Genomic DNA, 18,519 nt, shown 5'->3' on the forward strand with positions numbered 1-18,519 from the left:
GTCTTTGCAAGCCGCCTGGGTGAGCGACCGCGCTGGTAAACTTACCAACACTGTTCCGTTCAGACTGTGTAAAGCGGGCGGATAATAACATTATTTGTAAAGACAAGTAAAAAGAAGCATGAATCACTTTAGAATCGTTTACTGCCGATTTAAAACCAGACGCAGGCCGTTTTACGGCGGAATTTCTACCGAAAAATGGCCTTGCGACATGATGTTTAACCCTGCCAGCCGCCACCGAGCGAACGATAAAGATCGATTTGCGCTAACAGCAGCGTATTTTTCACTGACACGATATTCAGCTGGGTGCTGAACAGCGTGCGCTGGGCGTCCAGCTCATCCAGATAAGAGGCGTAACCGTTTTGGTAACGGTTGTGGGCAATGCGATACGCTTCCGCCACGTAGCTCTCCTGTTTCTGCAACTCCACCAGCTGCTCCTCGCTGCGGCGAATGGCATCCAGCGCGTTATCCACATCGGAGAAGGCGTTACGCACCACTTTTTCGTAACCGTACAGCGCCTGATTACGCGTCGCCATCGCCACATCCACCTGAGCAGTCAGCGCTTCGCGATTCAACAGCGGAGCCAGAATGCTGCCGCCAATGCTCCACAGGCGGAACGGATTATCCAGTAGCTGATGCAGTTCGCTGCTTTGCAAGGTGCCGCTGGCGGTGAGATTAAGCGACGGCAACAGTTTGGCCTGGGTTGAGGCCAGTGAAGCGTCGGCGGCCAGCAGCTGGCGCTGCGCCTGCACAATATCCGGACGGCGATTCAGCAGCTGCGACGGCAGCAGCGATGGCAAGGTTTGCGGCTTGATGTGGTCGAACTGGCTGCTGCGCGCGATTTGGCGCGGGTTCATGCCCACCAGCACGCTGAGCGCGTTCTCTTGCTGCTCGATCTGATGCTGCAACTGCGGGATCTGCGCTTTGGCGGTTTGATATTCCGAGGCGGCCTGCATCCATTCGAGGCGCGAGGTGTAGCCGGTTTCAAACTGACGCTGCGCCAGATTGAGCGAGTTTTCACGCGTCGCCAGCGTCGCCTGAGTGACGCGCAGCTGTTCATCCAGCGCGCACAGGCTGAGATAACCCGATGCTACCGAACTGGCGACGGTTAGCTCAGCGGCAGACGCGGCGGCACGCTGCGCATCCAGCGAAGCTTCTGCGGCGCGAATGCTGTTGCTGCGGCTGCCCCATAAATCCACCTCGTAGTTGGCCTGCAGCAATCCCTGAAATACCGCGTTTTCATACGGCTGACCGGTCGCCGCTGACAGCGCACGTTGATGCGTAGCCGCAACGCCCGCCGACAACGTCGGGAAATTATCGCCCTGCGCGGCACGCAACTCGGCACGGTATTGATCCACGCGTGAACGTGCGGTGAGGACATCGCTGTTGTGCTGCAACGCCTGCGTGACGAGGCGATTGAGATGGGCATCGCCGAAGTTCTGCCACCATTGCGCCTCGGGCAACGCATACGGGCCCACCTGCTGACGCCAGCTATCAGGAATCGGCAACGATGAAGGCGCTTTTTCCACTTCCGTTGCACAGCCGCCTACCATCAATGCCACGCAGGTGGCAAACAGTACGCGCTTCATGGCGCATCCTTGTGCGGCTCTGCGGCGGTATCAATGCTCACTTCCACCGACATGCCCGGACGAAGCGCATGCAGATCGTCGTTAAGAATTTTGATGCGCACCGGAATGCGCTGGGCAATTTTCACAAAGTTGCCGGTGGCGTTATCCGGCGAGATAGCGCTGAATTCGGAACCGGCGGCAGGTGAAATAAACTCGACGCGACCATCGTAGTGCTTACCGTCCAGCGCATCGACGCGAATGTTCACCGGCAAGCCGGGACGTACGCGCGCCAGCTGGGTTTCTTTGAAATTGGCGATGATCCATTTGTTTTCAGGCACCACCGAAGTCAAACGTGTGCCGGCGGTCACATAGCTGCCTTTGCGCACCGACAGCTGACCAAGCTGGCCGCTGTCTGGCGCGATGATGCGCGTATTCGCCAGGTCGATGTTTGCCAACTCCAACGCCGCCTGCGCACTGGCAACATCGCCTTGCAGTGACGCGCGATTCACCACCACGGTTTGCAGATTCTGTTGTGAAACGGCGACCTGCGCATCCGCCTGACGCAACTGCGCCTGCGCCTGGGCATTCGCCGCGCGCGCGGCGTCGCGCTCACGTACCGACAGCGAGCCGTCAGCCGCCAGATTCTCGACCCGCTTGAGATCGAGGCTGCTTTTCAGCGCCTGCGCTTTGGCATTTTCCAGCGCCGCTTTGTTGCTGAGAATGTTGGCTTCGGCACTTTTACGCTGCTGCTGGTTATTATTCTGCGCGGCGATTTTCATATCCAGCTGCGCCTGCGCCTGATGCACGCGCTGACGATAGATCCGATCGTCGATGGTCATCAGCAGCTGGCCTTTGGTCACCGGCTGCAAATCCACCACGTTCACTTCGGTCAGATAGCCATTCACCTGCGGGCTAATAAAGGTTACCTGGCCGCGCACGTAGGCGTTTTCCGTTGACTGAACGGTGCTGGTGAACGGCCACAGCTGCCAGGCATAGAGAATCACCAGCACGCCGACGATAACAATGCCGCTGCCAGCGGCGATGGAAAGAATGCGTCGGCGGTTGGTGCGCTCGCGCTCCGCCGCCTGAATGTCGTCCTGTTGGCTCATGAATTCTCCGTCGGGGTTACTGGTTGTGCCGCATTCATTTTAGTCTGACGCCAGTTGATATAGCGTAAGCGCGTCAGGCGATACAGCACCCAGATTAAGGTGATGAAAGCCAGCGCGGCAGTAAGAAGATAGGTGTCGTTATAGGCCAGCACGTTGGCTTGCAGCGTCGCCACCGTTTGCAGCTGGCTGCTGCTTTGCGCGCTGAGCAGCACGCTATCCGGCAACTGGCTGCTGAACAGCGAGCTGTACTGGCTGAGGCGTTCGGTCACGTTGGGATCCAGCTGCGACAGCTGATCGCCCAACAGGCTGGAGTGATACTTTTCGCGCCACGTCTGGAAGGTGCCGAGAATGGCCGCGCCGATCAGGCCGCCTAAGTTCTGGCTCATGCCGAACAGCACCGAGAAGCTGACCAGATTTTTCGGCTGCGTCACCACGCCGCCAATTCCCAGCAGCATGGCGGGCCCGAGGAAGAAGGCGCTGCCGAAGCCGAGTAAAAACTGGCTGAAGTAGAGATTGTGGGCGCGCGTCAGCGGGTTGGATTGCGCATCCATCAGCGAGGCGACGATCATCACCACCAGCGACGCGACAATTGGCCAGCTCAGATGCGTGGGTTTGATGGTCAACGCGCTGGCAATCATGCCGCAAATCACACCGGCAATGATCGCTAACGCCAGGCCGCGCATCTGATCGTTGAGTAAGCCGAGTTGCTGCAGAAAACCGACCGCGCCGGTGTTTTGCTCGGCCAGCAGAATACGCATCATGATCATCACAATACCCAGCCGCACAATCGTGCCGTTGCTGAGCCAGCGGGTATTCAGCAACGGATTCTTGCGATTGTGCTCGACGACGATCGCCGCGACGATCAATACCAGCGCCAGCGCCAATGCCACACCAAGCCACGCCGTGCTGAACCACCATTCGATGCGGCCCAGCGACAGTACCGCGCACAGCAGCGCCATGCCCGGCGCCATCAGCATAAAGGTGAGGAAATCCATCTTTTCAAAGGCTTTGATGCGGTCGCCAGGCGGCAGTTTCACCACCAGCACGCAGCCCAGCGAGATCATCGCCAGACCGAGTTCAAACAGGTACAAACCGCGCCACTCTTGCAGCTGCAGCAGTTCGGTGGAGAACAATCGTGCCAGCGGAATCGCCAGCTGCGATGCGGTGATGCCAATCACCAGGGCTTTAAGCCGATGCTTCGCCGGCCACGCCTGAATCTGGTAATAGATGCCGAGCGAACTGAGCGCCGCGCCGACCATGCCGTGCGCGGTGCGCACAATAATCGCCGAGCTGAGATCGTTAGCCAGCAGGTGGAAAAACGCAACTATCACATACAACACCAGAAACGCTTCGGTGAACAGCCGCAGACCAAACTGCTGGCGGAACTTCACCAGCAGCAGGTTGATGGAGATGTTGCCCATCACATATACCGCGGGCAGCCAGGCGATCTCATTGCTGTATGCGCCGAAGGTGCCTTGCAGATTGGTGAGGTTGGCAGAGACCAGCGCGTTACTCAGCGCGCCGGTAATCGAGATCAATAAGCCAATAATGCCAAACGCGATGCGCTTCGAGGGCGAATGCAGCGGCGTGGAGGGCGAGCCCGGCAGCATCGGCTTTTCATGCGGCAGCCATTCGCGTTGGGCATAAGGATTACGTTTTGCCACGGTTAGACGCTTCCCAAGCGTGCGAGCAGCTGTTGCAGCACCTGTTCCGTTATCGCCAGCGATGCAGGATCGATATCCGCCAGCAACTGCGCACGGAGCGCATCGGCCTGCGTTTTCACTTCGGCAAAGGCCACGCTGCCCTGCTCCGTCAGAATCAGCAGGCGCTTGCGGCGATCTTCCGGCGGCTGTACGCGCGCCAGCAGTTGCTGCTTCACCAGACGATCCACCAGCGGCACGACGCTGGCCTCTTCCAGACCCAGCAACTGCGCCAGCGCTTTTTGCGTTGGCGGCTCGGCGGCGGTGGCCACGCTGGCAATCGCCATCCAGCTGCTCATACTCAATCCGCTCTCTTTAAGGCGACGATCGACAGCCAAACGCCACGCGTGCGCGGTGAGATGCAGCAAACGAGAAAAGGGTTGGGGATAGTCGCTCAAAACGTAGTGGCCTAATGGTTAGGTATCTAACTAAACGGGAGCGTTATTATAGGGTAAGCCGCTCGCCAATGAAAATTTTGCTTACACCTGAAAACGTAGTTGTCAGGGCAAAAATTCTCCAGCTTTCTTTATCAGTTGTACAACTCGCGGAAAATTTAGCTGTTCAGGCACATTCTTGTATAGCTTTTAGAAAACATTACAAATCATAACTCATTGTTAATTAATAACTAGCACGAATTGCTTAAGATCCTTGTTGTACAAGTTGCACCAGATTGTATAAGTTTACGTCCCGTGAGCCAGCTGATGGCTCCGTAACGAATGATGCACTTTGCGTCGCCTCTGAAGGTGTTGTGGATTTCCACCTTCAGAGGTGTCTTTTTGCGTTGGTTGATGAGTTGGGTGTTGCGCGCCTGTCCGCGTGCAAATTTTTCATCATGGAGCTGAAGGCACATTGCCATCAGGCCGATCTTAAGGGCTTCACATATGCAAAACGCCGCAAACAGTAGCGCTGCCATCGCTGACTATTTCAAACTGGCCGGTAACAGCGACAGCACTGAAATGGAAGTTTTCGGGCAGATCATCGCCGAAATCCTGCAAGCCGGTATGCCGGTTTCCAATAAAGCGATTATTGCTTCGCTGATTAACCGTCTTGAGATGGAAAGCGATGTGATTCAGCTGGATATTTATCGCCACCTGCTTGAATTGGTTGTGAATAAAACCCCTGACGATCTCGCGGTCTAAAGCCGGATTCCAGGGATGGAATCACCCTCACCTGCCCCAACGCGCTAGCGTCTCATCTTATTGCCCGGTAACATCCCTTCTCGGAAAATCCTAACTGGTTACTGCCGTACCGCGAGGGTATGCGCACAATAATAAAAGAGCCTGCACAATCTATGAGCCAACCAACTGAGCGCGCCACTGCGGTGGAGAGCGATATCACCGTGGGGCGCGTATTACGTTCGCCTGCCCTGCTAACCCGCGAGTGTCTGGCCGGCATTATTACCGCACTGGCACTGATCCCGGAAGTTATCTCCTTCTCCGTGATTGCCGGTGTTGATCCCAAAGTCAGCCTTGTTGCCTCAGTGGTGCTGTGTCTGACGCTGTCGATTCTGGGCGGTCGTCCGGCGATGGTCACCGCTGCGGCCGGTTCGGTGGCGCTGGTGATCGGTCCGATGGTGCATGCGCACGGCGTTGAATACATCCTGCCGGCGGTGATTATGGGCGGCATTATCCAGATTATTTTTGGACTCGCTGGGTTGTCGCGCATGATGCGCTATATCCCGCGTTCGGTGATGATCGGCTTCGTTAATGCCCTTGGCGTCCTGATCTTCTTTGCGCAGGTCCCGCACGTTTGGGGACAATCCGCTTTGGTGTGGGTGCTGTTCGCCGTCACACTGGCCATCGTGCTGCTGCTGCCAAAAGTGCTGAAAAGCGTCCCTTCACCGCTGGTGGCGATTGTGGTGGTGACGGCGGTGGCGTTGCTGCTTGGCTATCGCGTACCGAACGTGGGCGATGAAGGGCCAATGACCGCCGGTTTGCCAGGCTTCACTACGCTGCTGGTGCCGATCAATCTGCACACGCTGCAAATCATCTGGCCCACCGCTTTGAGCATCGCCTTTGTGGGTTTGATGGAGTCGCTGCTGACCGCCAAACTGGTGGATGACATCACCGATACGCCTTCCGCTAAACGCCGCGAATCCTGGGCGCTCGGCGTTGGTAACATTCTGGCGGGTTTTTATGGCGGCATCGCCGGTTGCGCGATGATTGGCCAAACCATCGTTAACGTCGAGCTGGGCAAAGCGCGTACGCGTGTTTCAACGGTCGCGGCGGGTATCGTGCTGCTGTTGCTGGTGACCGGACTGAGCCAGATTATGGCGCAGATTCCGATGGTAGTCCTGGCGGGCATTATGATGGTGGTGGCGGTGAAAACCGTGAACTGGCACAGCCTGCAACCGGCAACGCTGAAACGCATGCCGTGGTCGGAAACCTTGGTGATGGTGCTGACGGTGGCGGTCACCGTGTGGACCGGCAACCTGGCGATTGGCGTACTGATTGGTGTGATTCTGGCGATGATGCTGTTCGCGCGCCGCATCGCTCACGTCATTCACGCTGAACGCCAGCTGAGCGACGATGGCCAACAGGTGAATTACACCGTACGCGGCCCGCTGTTCTTTGGCAGCAGCAATGATTTGTTTGAACACTTCAACTACGGCCACGATCCAAAAACTGTCACCATTGATTTGACGCATGCGCAGATTTGGGACGCTTCCAGCGTGGCGGCTCTCGATGCCATCGAATATCGCTATCAACGTCACGGTGCAAACGTGACTTTTATCGGGCTGGATAACCGCAGCAGCGATTTCCGCGAGCGGTTGAGTGGCAATCTGGGATAGCAATTATTAGGATTGAGACGAAAAGCGCCGGATTTCCGGCGTTTTTTATGGTTATCGCCGCGCTTCGCTTGCGTAATTTGCTGTCACTGACTTTGCTTAGCTCAAGGTCAATCCTTTGATCTCTTTGAGATTGGTTACTCAATCGCTCATTTATGAGGAGCAGCAGATGAAAGTTTTAGCAAAAGCAGCATTGGTGACGTTAACCTTGGTCTCGCTGGCGGGTTGTATGCACAAAAGTGATGCCGTGGGCAGCGATGGGCGTCCACATGCGCCAAGTAACCAACCGGTGCCAGGCGCTAGCGAAGGTGCAGGTCCGGTGGGACAACCGCAATCGTAATGACTTGCCCGGCTTTGCCGGGTTTTTTATTGGCGATGAGGAAAGGACAAAAACAAAAAAACCGCCCTTAGGCGGTTACGACATTACTGCTTATTGCTTTATTTTATTCGTTTTATCGACTGCGAATATGGTGCCCGGGGCGGGACTTGAACCCGCACAGCCATAAGCCGAGGGATTTTAAATCCCTTGTGTCTACCGATTTCACCACCCGGGCAGGGTGTAAATTGGAGGCGCGTCCCGGAGTCGAACCGAGGTAGACGGATTTGCAATCCGTTGCATGGCCACTCTGCCAACGCGCCTTTAATCTGATATGTAATTCGTTGAATACGAACCACTAAATTTGGAGCGGGAAACGAGACTCGAACTCGCGACCCCGACCTTGGCAAGGTCGTGCTCTACCAACTGAGCTATTCCCGCATAATCTTCGCCTGTTAACTTGTTGCTACGTTGGCTGCCTTCACTCACCCAGGTCACTTACCAATGTAAGCTCCCAGGGATTCGTTCAGTTGCCGCCTTGCACCAACTTAACATGCTCGATTCTGTTACATTCTTCATCAAACTTGCTGATTTTATTCAGCTTCTTGCAGACTCGCTGCCGTTCGATGCGATGCATTCTACTTATCTGACGCAGTGAGTCAATAGAATTATCCACACACTGCGTCCGTTTGCTGCTTTTTAAATCGCATCGATCAGCTATCGAGCAAATCGCCGCGCGCTGCGCTTAAATACTGGAACATTGACCAGAAAGTCAGCACGGCTGCGATGTACAGCGCAACCACACCCACGCCAACCACCGTGGCTTCTGGACGCCACAACAACGCAAACAGCGAGAACATCTGCGCGGTGGTTTTCACCTTGCCGATCCACGACACCGCCACGCTGCTGCGTTTACCAATCTCTGCCATCCACTCACGCAGCGCAGAGATAATGATTTCACGGGCGATCATGGTTGCCGCAGGCAGCGTAATCCACCACGCGTGGAAATGCTCCGCCACCAGCACCAGCGCAATCGCCACCAGCACTTTATCCGCAACCGGATCGAGGAACGCGCCAAAACGCGTGGTCTGCTTCCAGCGACGCGCTAAAAAACCATCAAACCAGTCAGTGACCGCAGCAATCACAAAGATCAGTGCAGTAGCAAAGGGTGCCCATTGAAATGGCAGATAAAACGCCAGGACAAAGAAGGGAATAAGTACGACTCGAAACAGGGTAAGACACGTCGGAATGTTAAATTGCATATGCCAGTAACTGTCTGGTGTGAGTAGGGTTTCATGTATGTTCCTACATTGCCCCCCCTCTTTCAACGTTAGTGTTTCAGTGAGTAGTAGATTTTTTCCGCCAGCGCGGTGGAAATTCCCGGCACTTTGGCGATTTCATCGACGCTGGCATTCATCAACGGTTGCAGGCCACCCATATACTTGAGCAGCTGTTGGCGCCGTTTTGGCCCCACGCCTTCAATACTTTCCAGCGCGCTGGTGTTCTTCACTTTGGCGCGTTTTTTTCGGTGACCTGAAATCGCATGATTGTGAGAGTCATCACGAATATGCTGAATCACATGCAGCGCAGGCGAGTCCGGTGGCAAGGAAACGCCCTCACCTTCCGCTTCAAAGAACAGCGTCTCCAGCCCGGCTTTACGATCGCTGCCTTTCGCCACACCAAGTAAAATCGGACGATCTTTATCCCAGGGCACATTCAGCTCAGCGAACACCTGTTTCGCCTGCGCTAACTGACCTTTACCGCCGTCGATAATGATCACGTCAGGGATTTTGTCCTCTTCCAGCGCTTTGCCGTAACGACGGCGCAGCACCTGATTCATCGCCGCGTAATCATCGCCCGGCGTGATGCCTTCAATGTTGTAGCGACGGTAATCAGAACGCAGCGGGCCATCACGGTTGAACACCACGCACGACGCAATGGTCTGCTCGCCCATGGTGTGGCTGATGTCGAAGCACTCCATGCGATGGATGGTATCGAGCTCGAGGAATGTCGCCAGCGCTGCGAGACGCTGCTGAATGGTCGAGTGCTGCGACAGCTTGGTAATCAGCGCCGTTGCCGCATTGGTGCGCGCCAGTTTCAGATAACGTGCGCGGTCGCCACGCGGTTTACTTTGGATATTCACCTTACGTCCCGCCAGCGCGCTGAGCGATTCCGCCAGCAACTCACGTTCCGGCAGATTGAAGTCCAGCAGGATTTCCGCTGGCAATGTGCGCGCTTCGCTGCCTTGCAGATAGAACTGGCCGACAAAGGTTTGCACCACTTCGGTCAGTTCAGTATCGGCGGGCACCTTCGGGAAGTAGCTGCGGCTGCCGAGCACTTTGCCCTGACGAATAAACAGCACGTGCAAACAAGCCATGCCGGCATCAAAGGCCACGCCCATCACATCCAGGTCTTCACCCTGATTGGAGACAAACTGCCGCTCGGTTACCCGCCTGACCGCCTGAATCTGGTCGCGCAAAATCCCGGCTTCTTCAAAACGCAGTTCCTCACTGGCATTTTCCATGCGCTTGACCAGTTGATTGATTACCTGATCATCTTTCCCCGCGAGGAACAAACGCACGTAATCGGTTTGCTGCGCATACTCCTCTTCGCTGACTAAACCCGAAACGCAGGGTCCAAGGCAGCGGCCAATCTGATACTGCAAACACGGGCGCGAACGGTTGCGATACACGCTGTTTTCACACTGGCGAATCGGGAATACCTTCTGCAGCAACGCGAGGGTTTCACGCACCGCATAGCCGTTAGGAAACGGGCCAAAGTATTCGCCTTTAGCATGCTTCGCGCCACGGTGCATCGCCAGGCGCGGATGGCTATCGCCGCTGAGGAAAATGTAAGGATAGGATTTGTCATCGCGCAGCAGCACGTTATAGCGCGGCTGGTAGAGCTTGATGTAGTTATGCTCCAGCAGCAGCGCTTCCGTTTCGGTGTGCGTCACGGTGACGTCGATGTTCTGGATATTGCTGACCAGCACTTCAGTTTTGCGACTGCCCACCTGCGTACGAAAGTAGCTGGTCAGGCGCTTTTTGAGGTCTTTGGCTTTACCAACATAGATCACCGTGCCGGTCGCATCGTACATACGGTAGACGCCGGGTTGGCTGGTCACGGTGCTGAGAAAGGCTTTGGAATTGAAAACGTCACTCACTACTGATTAATGGCTCCGCATTGAACAGGCCATGTCGAATGGCCAAATGCGTTAACTCGACATCGCCACTGATATTCAACTTACTGAACATGCGATAGCGGTAACTGTTAACGGTTTTCGGGCTGAGACTCAGCTGTTCGGAAATTTCCGTCACTTTCTGCCCGCGCGTGATCATCAGCATAATCTGCAATTCCCTTTCCGACAAACAGCTGAACGGTGATTCGGCTTTTTGCGGTTCGATCTGGCTAAGTGCCATTTGCTGGGCAATATCAGAGGCGATATAGCGTTGCCCCGAATGCACCGAGCGAATCGCACTCACCACTTCCTGCGGCGCGGCGCCTTTACTGAGATAACCCGCTGCGCCCGCCTGCATCACCTTCGCCGGCAGTGGATTTTCGGTATGAATGGTGAGCATGATGATGCGGATATCGGGGTTGAAGCGCACAATTTTGCGTGTCGCTTCCAGGCCGCCAATACCGGGCATATTCATGTCCATCAGCACTACGTCAACCGGATTGCTGCGGCACCATTTCACGGCGTCTTCACCGCAGGCCGCTTCACCCGCAATGACGAGTCCTTTCATATCTTCCAGAATGCGGCGAATACCGGCGCGTACCAGTTCATGGTCATCAACAAGAAGCAGGCTGATCAACGGGACGTACTCCGCAGGTTAAGAAAGGGAAATATATTTCAGAGCGGTCATCTTACCGGTTTTCAGGTGGAAAAAACATCTATCGCTACAGATAAATCTCAAATGAAATGATGCAAATCAATAACATTGTTTGGATCTTGCTTTTAACGCAGAGGGCAATAACATGCAAAATGAAACAAGTAAAATTGTGACTAATATCATTAAGTTATAATTTATAGCTCGATTTTATTGCCGCACTCTCTTTGCCGGGTAAATAATAGTTAAACGCTAATTCTGATTGCTGACAAATAGCGCAATGCGCAATTAATTAGCGGTCTGGCTTTTACCGCTTCGCCTGCATTAAAATTCGTCTGACAACCATATGATATACTCTCTTTTTTACGCACAGGAAGAATGTGTCTACATTGAGTAACACCACCAAGGAGTCAATTATGAGTGATGAAGATTTCGCAACTTCACGAGACACGCAGGCGCTGGCAGACGAAGTCGCCTGTCTGAAAATGATGGTGACGCTGATTCTGAAAGGAATGGGTCAAGCCGATGCCGGTAAGGTGATCATCAACATGGAGCGTTATGTGCAAGCTTCGTTAGGCGATAAGCCGCAGGCGGAAGTGTTTAACAATACGATTCGTCAGATCAAAACCGCTTACCGTCAATAAGCGATGTGCCCCGCGCGCGATGCGCGGGGTATTTAGCTGTGTGATTGCCAGTTCACTGAAACACCCAGCGACGGCAGCACCTCTTCCGGGCTAAAGCGTCGCGTACCCCGATACTTCTCCGCCAGCGCCGGTTGATCAACCGGAATGCGAATGGCAAACAGATTGTCTTCAGATTGGATCAAGCCCGGTGAGAGCGGCTCGTAGACCACCTGATGCTGTTCGAACATCTTCTCAAGCATTGGCGTTGCCGAACTGATCAAATACTCCATGCCGCTCAGTTCTGCTAATTGCACCGAGTGCCACAAAATACTCAGCGGCAGCTCCGCGTCCACCTCAAGGCGCGCCGAGAAGCGCGACATTTCCCATACCTTTTCCTGATCGAAAGGCAAAACAAAACCTTCCGGCACCTCAGGTTCATGCCACGGCAACAGACGTGCGCAGCCGCAAATACCCTGACGTGCGTTCCAGGCAATCAACCAGGTGACATCCGAGCGATCAAAACGATCGTACTCTTGCCCTGGCGTACTCAATCGCGGTGGAATCGACCACCCTTCGCCGCGCGCAAACACGCTATAGCGATACGTTCCCAGTTCTGCCAACAGTGAGGACGGCATATCCTTAAGCTGTGTTTGAATTACTTTCATCATGCGCCTCTGACATCCCCATGTATGCAATGATTTCTTTGAGCCAGCCTGGCAACGTTGCGCGCAGGGTAGACAACTGACACTGGAGAAGGAACTACTAAAATTAGTAGTTGCGTTTTCGCTATATCAGGCCAACCGCTGCGGCATAACAGGCAATTTGCGTTTTATTGGAAACATTAAAACGCTTTTGCATATTCTTTTGGTGAAAATTCACCGTATGTTCTGATATGGCTAAAATAAGTGAAATTTCCGCCGAAGTTTTTCCTTCCGCGGTCCATTTCAGAATTTCTAATTCACGCTGACTAAAATCGTTAGATAAAACGACCATAGAATCGTCATTCAGACGCTCCAACACGCGCAAACTCAGTTCCGCCAGAAGATGCAGTTTGACCTCTAGCTGAACACGTAAGTGTTGGGTCTTACTGTGAAGCGTCGATGCAATAGATAATATACCAATGGTACGATTTGGTGCCATTGCTGAGCAGGAAAAGCCGCTCATTAATCCCGCGGCGTTGGCTTCTGCCCATAAATTACCCGCACCGGTAAATAAATCGCGCGTCCATTCCACGCCGCGTCCCGGCCGTTGACAGAGTAATAGCACCGGATCGACCGTATAATAGTTCTCACTTTCGTAGCGTTTTACCCAGCTTTCCGGGTACGTACTGAACAAAAACAGCCTCGGCCGGGTAAAAGGTACCGGATGCTGAACCAAAAAAGCGAAGTAATCAAAACCCAGCTTTTCAATCTGCTGCTGCAATAGTGATTTCAATTGCGTCACTTGCGTCAGCGCCAGAAATTCATTTTCCATTTCGCCTCGCCAGACGAAATAATTATCGGTCGTCATTATTGCCTTAGCGCTGTTTCACGCTTTTACATTCTGAAATTAGTTCGTGTTAACGCAAAAAAATAAATTAGCCAGACAAAAAATATTGATTGAAAAGAGAGCAAACTTGCCAACAGTTAGCATAACCCTCCTAATGTCAATGCGTTAACGTAATGAAGATGTGTAAGTTCATGCTATTTGTTAACAGGTTCACAACTTTAATTCCTCAGCAGATTAGAATAGGATTTTTCTGAAGTAGTTTCAATCACCCAATTGATTGAAAATGATCGTTAGATTGATAAATTTTTAGCATCGTCATTAACTAAAATTATTGAAGAGAAAAGCAGATTCTTTTGCTGTGAAAGGGGTTTGTACGGTGAATTAGTTTTGACTTAATCTTAATCCCACCTATTTCTGCGGTTGAGATAATGCATTAAGTAATGATGTGATTTCTCTCACGCTGATTAACGGCTACGCTTAATGCTGGCTGAGAGAAAAGATGCAGGGTAAAGATGCTTTGGGAGACAGCGCTGCAGCACGGCTCAGGCGCATTGTCGCATGTAGGTGGGAAACTTAGCGGAACTGACTATGTTGAACCAGTTTGCATTACCTTTCCTTGTTCTGGGCGGCTGCACTGCCCTGATGATTTTAAAAGATCTTTTTCGCCATCCACATCCGGTGGCGGTGATGAATATCATTTGGCCATTAACCGGTTTGTATATGCCTTTTATTGGCTGGATCGCCTGGTGGTACTTAGGCCGTAAACCATCTCAACAGCAAAAACTTGCGCTGTTGGTTCCACAAAAAATACGCAGCAACGCCAGCTGGCAAACCATATTTATTTCCACGTCATTATCCGCAGCGGCTTGTATATTCGGCGATATAATGACAATCCCGATAGTCACTTTGCTAAAACAATTTGCCATTAATCCGACGATAGGGATGCAGGCGCTTATTTGCGTTATCGCTTCATTGTTTATGGGATTACTTTTTCAATTCCTGGCGATTCGCCAACGTGAAAAACATTCATTTGGCAGCGCATTATTATTGGCGTTGAAAACCGAAATTTTTCCCCTGCTGATTTTTCAATTAGGTATTTTTATCTTTATGGCATTGGCCCTAAAGTTTGTGCTGAACGAGCAGGTCAATCCGCTGCTGGCGGCATTCTGGTTTATGCTGCAACTGGCAATAATGATTGGCTTTATTTTCTCCTGGCCGGCTAATCATTTCCTGATAAAACGTGGGCTTAATCCTGCGGTCTAGCTAACGACAGTAACCCGAACCGCGCATGCCAAGATGAAAATGGCTGGCATGCGCGGCGTTGTAATCAGGGCCCAGCGCATTACCGAACGTCGCGCAGCCGTTACGCCACAGCGCATGCAGTCCTGCCGCCACATCCTCCGGCTGTTGCCAGTTTTTCCCTACCTGTAACCAACGCCCATTCGCCAGCTGAAATCCGGTGATATCCCAGGCATCGGCGCTGGCGTGCTCACTCAAACGCCCTTCCTGACGATGATAAATATTGCGACAGGCATAGCTGCCAACATGGGCAATGCGTTTCAGCGGACTGTTAAAACCGGCCTGACGTAACGAGCTGTCGCTGTTAATCACAAACATGGTGCTGGTCACCGCCATCGGACAGCTGGCGAGAAAACTGCTGCTCAACGTGACGTCACCGTAGCCGCTGATACGTAGCGGCTGTTCAATCGGGCAATCACCCTGCATTGGCGGCACAGCGCGAAACTGCACCAGCCGCTGTTCGCTGGCTTGCCGCATCACCGCCAGGCAGGCAGCCGGATCGCCACTCAACTTTTTTAGCTTGTAGCGCGTAATCCAACCGGGCGGATCGGTGACGTTAAGCGGCGTAAAGGGATTCCACTGAGGCGGCAGATGGGTTTTCAACCACGGCAAACTGAGCCAGCCGCAAACAGCCAGCAACGCGACGGCGAACAGAGCGCGCACAATGCCTCACTTTTCCTGATGAAATGAACTAACAAGTGTAGAAGTCATGCGCGCGGAAAGTGACGTAAATTGCTTAATTGTTGAAGATTTACGCAAAATGACTGCGCTTTAAACTCTGTAAATAATTACTGACAGAGCAAAGCACGTAAAAGGTCACAAAGGGGGAAAAACCATTACCGAAACTGCTTAGCTTTCCACTATCTTATGCCACTTGCCTATACAAAGGCTCATAACGAATGCCCTAAATAATTCGAGCCGCAGGAAGGTGGCAAGTGTGTGAATCCTCAGGAGCTTAATTGAGTAAGTGACTGGGGTGAACATGCGTAGCCAACGCATCTGCGGCTTGAAGTATGACGCACAAAACAGCCAATAGAGCTGACACAACATCCCGACAGGAAAGAAAAATTTATGGTTGATCAATCAAAAGAGGCGCTAGTAGAGGCCGAACAGCCGGATAAACTCCAGCGTAACTTACATAATCGTCACATTCAGCTGATTGCTATTGGCGGCGCCATCGGCACCGGGCTGTTTATGGGCTCGGGTAAAACCATCAGCCTTGCGGGCCCGTCGATCATCTTCGTCTACATGATCATTGGCTTTATGCTGTTCTTCGTCATGCGCGCCATGGGCGAACTGCTGTTATCCAACCTCGAATACAAATCCTTTAGCGATTTCGCCGCCGATTTACTCGGTCCGTGGGCGGGCTATTTTACCGGCTGGACGTACTGGTTCTGTTGGGTGGTGACCGGCATTGCCGACGTGGTCGCCATCAGCGCCTATTTCCAGTTGTGGTTCCCGGACTTCTCCATCTGGATGAGCGCCCTGCTGTGCGTCTTTGTCTTCCTGGCATTGAACATCGCTACGGTGAAGCTGTTTGGTGAGATGGAGTTTTGGTTCGCGATTATCAAAATCGTCGCCATTGTGGCGCTGATCATCACCGGCATTGCGCTAGTGAGTATGCATTATCCATCGCCGAACGGCGGCACCGCGTCCCTGAGCAACATCTGGGATCACGGCGGCATGTTCCCGAAAGGCTTGAGCGGCTTCTTTGCCGGCTTCCAGATTGCGGTTTTCGCCTTTGTCGGCATTGAGCTGGTCGGCACCGCGGCAGCAGAAACCAAAGATCCGCACAAAGTTCTGCCGCGTGCGATTAACGCCATTCCACTGCGCATTATTATGTTTTACGTGCTGGCGCTGATGGTGATCATGGCGGTAACGCCGTGGAATCAGGTGCTGCCGAATCGCAGCCCGTTCGTTGAGATGTTTGTGCTGATCGGCTTGCCTGCCGCCGCCAGCATCGTCAATTTCGTGGTGCTGACCTCCGCCGCCTCATCCGCCAATAGCGGTATCTTCTCCACCAGCCGCATGTTGTTTGGTCTGGCGGAACAAGGCGTGGCGCATAAAGCCTTTGGTCGCCTCTCAGCGCGTGCGGTGCCAACCACCGGCCTGTTCTTCTCCTGCCTGTGTCTGCTGGCGGGCGTGGCGCTGATTTACCTGATTCCGGATGTGATGACGGTGTTCACCATGGTGACCACGGTGTCGGCGATTCTGTTTATGTTCGTCTGGACCATCATCCTGTGCAGCTATCTGGCGTACCGTAAGCAGCATCCACAGCGTCATGCTGAATCGAAGTTCAAAATGCCGCTGGGCAAGTTTATGTGCTGGGTATGCATGGCGTTCTTCGCCTTTGTGCTGGTGCTGCTGACGCTGCAGGAGGATACCCGCCAGGCGCTGATGGTCACGCCGCTGTGGTTTGTGATGCTAACCATGGGCTGGTTGTTACGTCGTCGTAAAGCGTAAAAGTTACCGGTCGCCATCAATGGCGTAATGCTTGTTATTTAAGGCAACGGCGCGTGCGTGTTATTGAAAAGGGCTCATTTGCCAAAGGCGCTGGCGCGTCTGCTGCGGCAAAAGGGCTATCCGCAGCGCTGAGGCTTTTACGTTGGGCCAGGAGCCTCACGCATGGATGCGTGAGGCAGTTCGGGGCCGGCCAGGACGGCCGATCCCCGAATGGTCCGTCGGCACAATGTGGAAGCCGAAGGCACCGCGCTAGCGGCGCGAGGACGGCCCGTGACGCAGCAGATGTGTCAGAGCCCGCACGAATAGCAATCCTTAAGAATAATGCAACCAGGTCGCCATAAATGGCGACTCTACAAATCAAAGTCGTTCGCGGAGTTTGTGCCATGCTTGCGACAACGAGGGTCGCACTGAAGGTTCACGCTGCGGCGCTAGCTCCGGCGATTGCGGCGATCCCAGATTGAAGGTAAAGGTGTAATCCGGTTCTTCCCCCATCCGCAAATCGCTGATCAACGTGCGATCGCCCTGTTGCTTCATCGCGTAAAAACCATGACTAAACCACGCCACACGCTCGGCGTGCCATTGCCCTTTGAACGGCGCAAACAGCGCAGGTTGACGATCGTGCCAGCTAATCTGCAGCGGACGCCCCGGTGACAACAGCGACCAATAGGCTTCACCATAACGATCCGGCGTCATGATCACCGTACGCCACACCAGCGTATTAAACGCCGTCGGCGTCACCAGCAGTTGCTCCGGCTGCACCGATTGCTGCGTCAGCGCTTGCTCAATGTGCTGTGTCGCGATGCTTTGTGCCACCATGCTCCAGCCGAGATAGAGCGTACTCACCAATAATCCCGCCTGATTCCAGCGCAAGCCCACAGCATCACGTCGCCACAGGGCGACGAGCAGCGCAATCAGCAGCGGCAAGGTATACAGCGGATCGATGATATACATGCTGCCAATGGCATAGGGGAAATCGGTGAGCGGCAGGCCCAGCTGCGTACCGTAAACGGTGGTGAGATCCAGCAGCGGATGCGTTATCAGCGCCAGCCACATCGCCAGCGTCCAGCCGCGCCACTGCGCGCGACTGCGGGTCGCACCGGCCACCAGCCAGCCGAGCAGCGGTGCAATTAAGGTGAGGATTATCAGCGCATGACTTTCGGTGCGATGCAGCGTCATATTGCGGATGGCGTCGCCGTGATCGATAAACACGTCGAGATCCGGCAAGGTGCCCGCCACCGCGCCCACCAGCGCCGCTTGCCACAGCGGAACGCGTTTGCCCATCACCGCAACGGTGACCGTCGCGCCTAACGTCAATTGTGATAACGAATCCATGCACTC

General features: G+C 53.8%; 17 protein-coding genes and 3 tRNA genes. 6 read left to right on the plus strand and 14 right to left on the minus strand.

Annotated elements, in window-relative coordinates:
• Positions 1-215: 215 nt before the first annotated feature.
• Genes HX773_RS05920 through HX773_RS05935 form a run of 4 tightly spaced genes read right to left on the minus strand, consistent with a single transcriptional unit; the run spans position 216 to position 4,772 of the window.
• Positions 216-1,586: an efflux transporter outer membrane subunit gene (locus HX773_RS05920; protein WP_176970811.1), complete on the minus strand. Its 1,371-nt coding sequence runs from the start codon at positions 1,584-1,586 to the stop codon at positions 216-218.
• Entirely contained in the window at positions 1,583-2,674 is a 1,092-nt protein-coding gene (locus HX773_RS05925) for an HlyD family secretion protein (RefSeq protein WP_176970812.1), read from the minus strand. The genes HX773_RS05920 and HX773_RS05925 overlap by 4 nt, the downstream gene beginning before the upstream one ends.
• Positions 2,671-4,338: an MFS transporter gene (locus tag HX773_RS05930; protein ID WP_176970813.1), complete on the minus strand. Its 1,668-nt coding sequence runs from the start codon at positions 4,336-4,338 to the stop codon at positions 2,671-2,673. Before HX773_RS05930 ends, HX773_RS05925 begins: the two co-directional genes overlap by 4 nt.
• Positions 4,339-4,340: 2 nt before the next feature.
• Positions 4,341-4,772 (minus strand): MarR family winged helix-turn-helix transcriptional regulator, encoded by a 432-nt coding sequence (locus HX773_RS05935; RefSeq protein ID WP_101760893.1) that lies wholly within the window; start codon positions 4,770-4,772, stop codon positions 4,341-4,343.
• A gap of 483 nt (positions 4,773-5,255) precedes the next feature.
• Here HX773_RS05935 and HX773_RS05940 point away from each other — a divergent pair, with 483 nt between their 5' ends.
• From HX773_RS05940 to HX773_RS05950, 3 genes are all read left to right on the plus strand, one after another.
• The gene (locus tag HX773_RS05940) at positions 5,256-5,513 is read left to right on the plus strand and encodes a biofilm/acid-resistance regulator YmgB/AriR (RefSeq protein ID WP_176970814.1); all 258 of its coding nucleotides are present in this window, start codon (positions 5,256-5,258) and stop codon (positions 5,511-5,513) included.
• A gap of 152 nt (positions 5,514-5,665) precedes the next feature.
• On the plus strand, positions 5,666-7,165 hold the full coding sequence (locus HX773_RS05945) for a SulP family inorganic anion transporter (RefSeq protein ID WP_176970815.1): 1,500 nt from the start codon (positions 5,666-5,668) through the stop codon (positions 7,163-7,165).
• A 166-nt stretch (positions 7,166-7,331) separates the two neighbouring features.
• Entirely contained in the window at positions 7,332-7,502 is a 171-nt protein-coding gene (locus tag HX773_RS05950; RefSeq protein WP_176970816.1) for a hypothetical protein, read from the plus strand.
• 128 nt (positions 7,503-7,630) lie between these two features.
• Here HX773_RS05950 and HX773_RS05955 read toward each other — a convergent pair.
• The 6 genes from HX773_RS05955 to uvrY all read right to left on the minus strand — a co-directional run bounded on the left by HX773_RS05955 (position 7,631) and on the right by uvrY (position 11,293).
• Positions 7,631-7,716 (minus strand) — tRNA-Leu (locus tag HX773_RS05955).
• An 11-nt stretch (positions 7,717-7,727) separates the two neighbouring features.
• Positions 7,728-7,801, minus strand: a tRNA-Cys gene (locus HX773_RS05960).
• Between the two features lie 42 nt (positions 7,802-7,843).
• Positions 7,844-7,919, minus strand: a tRNA-Gly gene (locus tag HX773_RS05965).
• Between the two features lie 272 nt (positions 7,920-8,191).
• Positions 8,192-8,740: a CDP-diacylglycerol--glycerol-3-phosphate 3-phosphatidyltransferase gene (gene pgsA / locus HX773_RS05970; RefSeq protein WP_008102316.1), complete on the minus strand. Its 549-nt coding sequence runs from the start codon at positions 8,738-8,740 to the stop codon at positions 8,192-8,194.
• A 68-nt stretch (positions 8,741-8,808) separates the two neighbouring features.
• On the minus strand, positions 8,809-10,641 hold the full coding sequence (gene uvrC, locus HX773_RS05975) for an excinuclease ABC subunit UvrC (RefSeq protein WP_176970817.1): 1,833 nt from the start codon (positions 10,639-10,641) through the stop codon (positions 8,809-8,811).
• A complete protein-coding gene (gene uvrY, locus HX773_RS05980; protein ID WP_008102320.1) occupies positions 10,634-11,293 on the minus strand; it encodes a UvrY/SirA/GacA family response regulator transcription factor in 660 nt (219 codons plus the stop codon). Before uvrY ends, uvrC begins: the two co-directional genes overlap by 8 nt.
• A gap of 431 nt (positions 11,294-11,724) precedes the next feature.
• On the opposite strand from uvrY, the gene HX773_RS05985 reads away from it, so the two are divergent.
• On the plus strand, positions 11,725-11,952 hold the full coding sequence (locus tag HX773_RS05985) for a DUF2594 family protein (RefSeq protein ID WP_007887303.1): 228 nt from the start codon (positions 11,725-11,727) through the stop codon (positions 11,950-11,952).
• Between the two features lie 32 nt (positions 11,953-11,984).
• On the opposite strand, the gene HX773_RS05990 is transcribed toward HX773_RS05985, so the two are convergent.
• Both HX773_RS05990 and sdiA read right to left on the minus strand, forming a co-directional pair.
• Positions 11,985-12,596 carry an acyl-homoserine-lactone synthase gene (locus HX773_RS05990; protein ID WP_008102322.1) on the minus strand — a complete coding sequence of 204 codons (612 nt, stop codon included), beginning with the start codon at positions 12,594-12,596 and terminating at the stop codon, positions 11,985-11,987.
• 121 nt (positions 12,597-12,717) lie between these two features.
• Positions 12,718-13,440: a transcriptional regulator SdiA gene (gene sdiA / locus HX773_RS05995; RefSeq protein ID WP_176970818.1), complete on the minus strand. Its 723-nt coding sequence runs from the start codon at positions 13,438-13,440 to the stop codon at positions 12,718-12,720.
• 567 nt (positions 13,441-14,007) lie between these two features.
• Between sdiA and HX773_RS06000 the strand changes: the two genes are divergently transcribed.
• The gene (locus HX773_RS06000; RefSeq protein ID WP_176970819.1) at positions 14,008-14,682 is read left to right on the plus strand and encodes a DUF4396 domain-containing protein; all 675 of its coding nucleotides are present in this window, start codon (positions 14,008-14,010) and stop codon (positions 14,680-14,682) included.
• On the opposite strand, the gene HX773_RS06005 is transcribed toward HX773_RS06000, so the two are convergent.
• Positions 14,683-15,381, minus strand: a complete 699-nt coding sequence (locus HX773_RS06005; protein ID WP_176970820.1) for an extensin family protein — start codon at positions 15,379-15,381, stop codon at positions 14,683-14,685.
• Between the two features lie 408 nt (positions 15,382-15,789).
• Between HX773_RS06005 and cycA the strand changes: the two genes are divergently transcribed.
• The gene (cycA, locus tag HX773_RS06010) at positions 15,790-17,181 is read left to right on the plus strand and encodes a D-serine/D-alanine/glycine transporter (protein ID WP_176970821.1); all 1,392 of its coding nucleotides are present in this window, start codon (positions 15,790-15,792) and stop codon (positions 17,179-17,181) included.
• Between the two features lie 357 nt (positions 17,182-17,538).
• On the opposite strand, the gene HX773_RS06015 is transcribed toward cycA, so the two are convergent.
• Positions 17,539-18,513, minus strand: a complete 975-nt coding sequence (locus tag HX773_RS06015) for a metal-dependent hydrolase (protein WP_176970822.1) — start codon at positions 18,511-18,513, stop codon at positions 17,539-17,541.
• Positions 18,514-18,519: the final 6 nt, after the last annotated feature.

The sequence above is a fragment of the Pantoea sp. B9002 genome (assembly GCF_013385945.1).
In the GTDB taxonomy this organism is placed as follows: Bacteria; Pseudomonadota; Gammaproteobacteria; order Enterobacterales; family Enterobacteriaceae; genus Pantoea.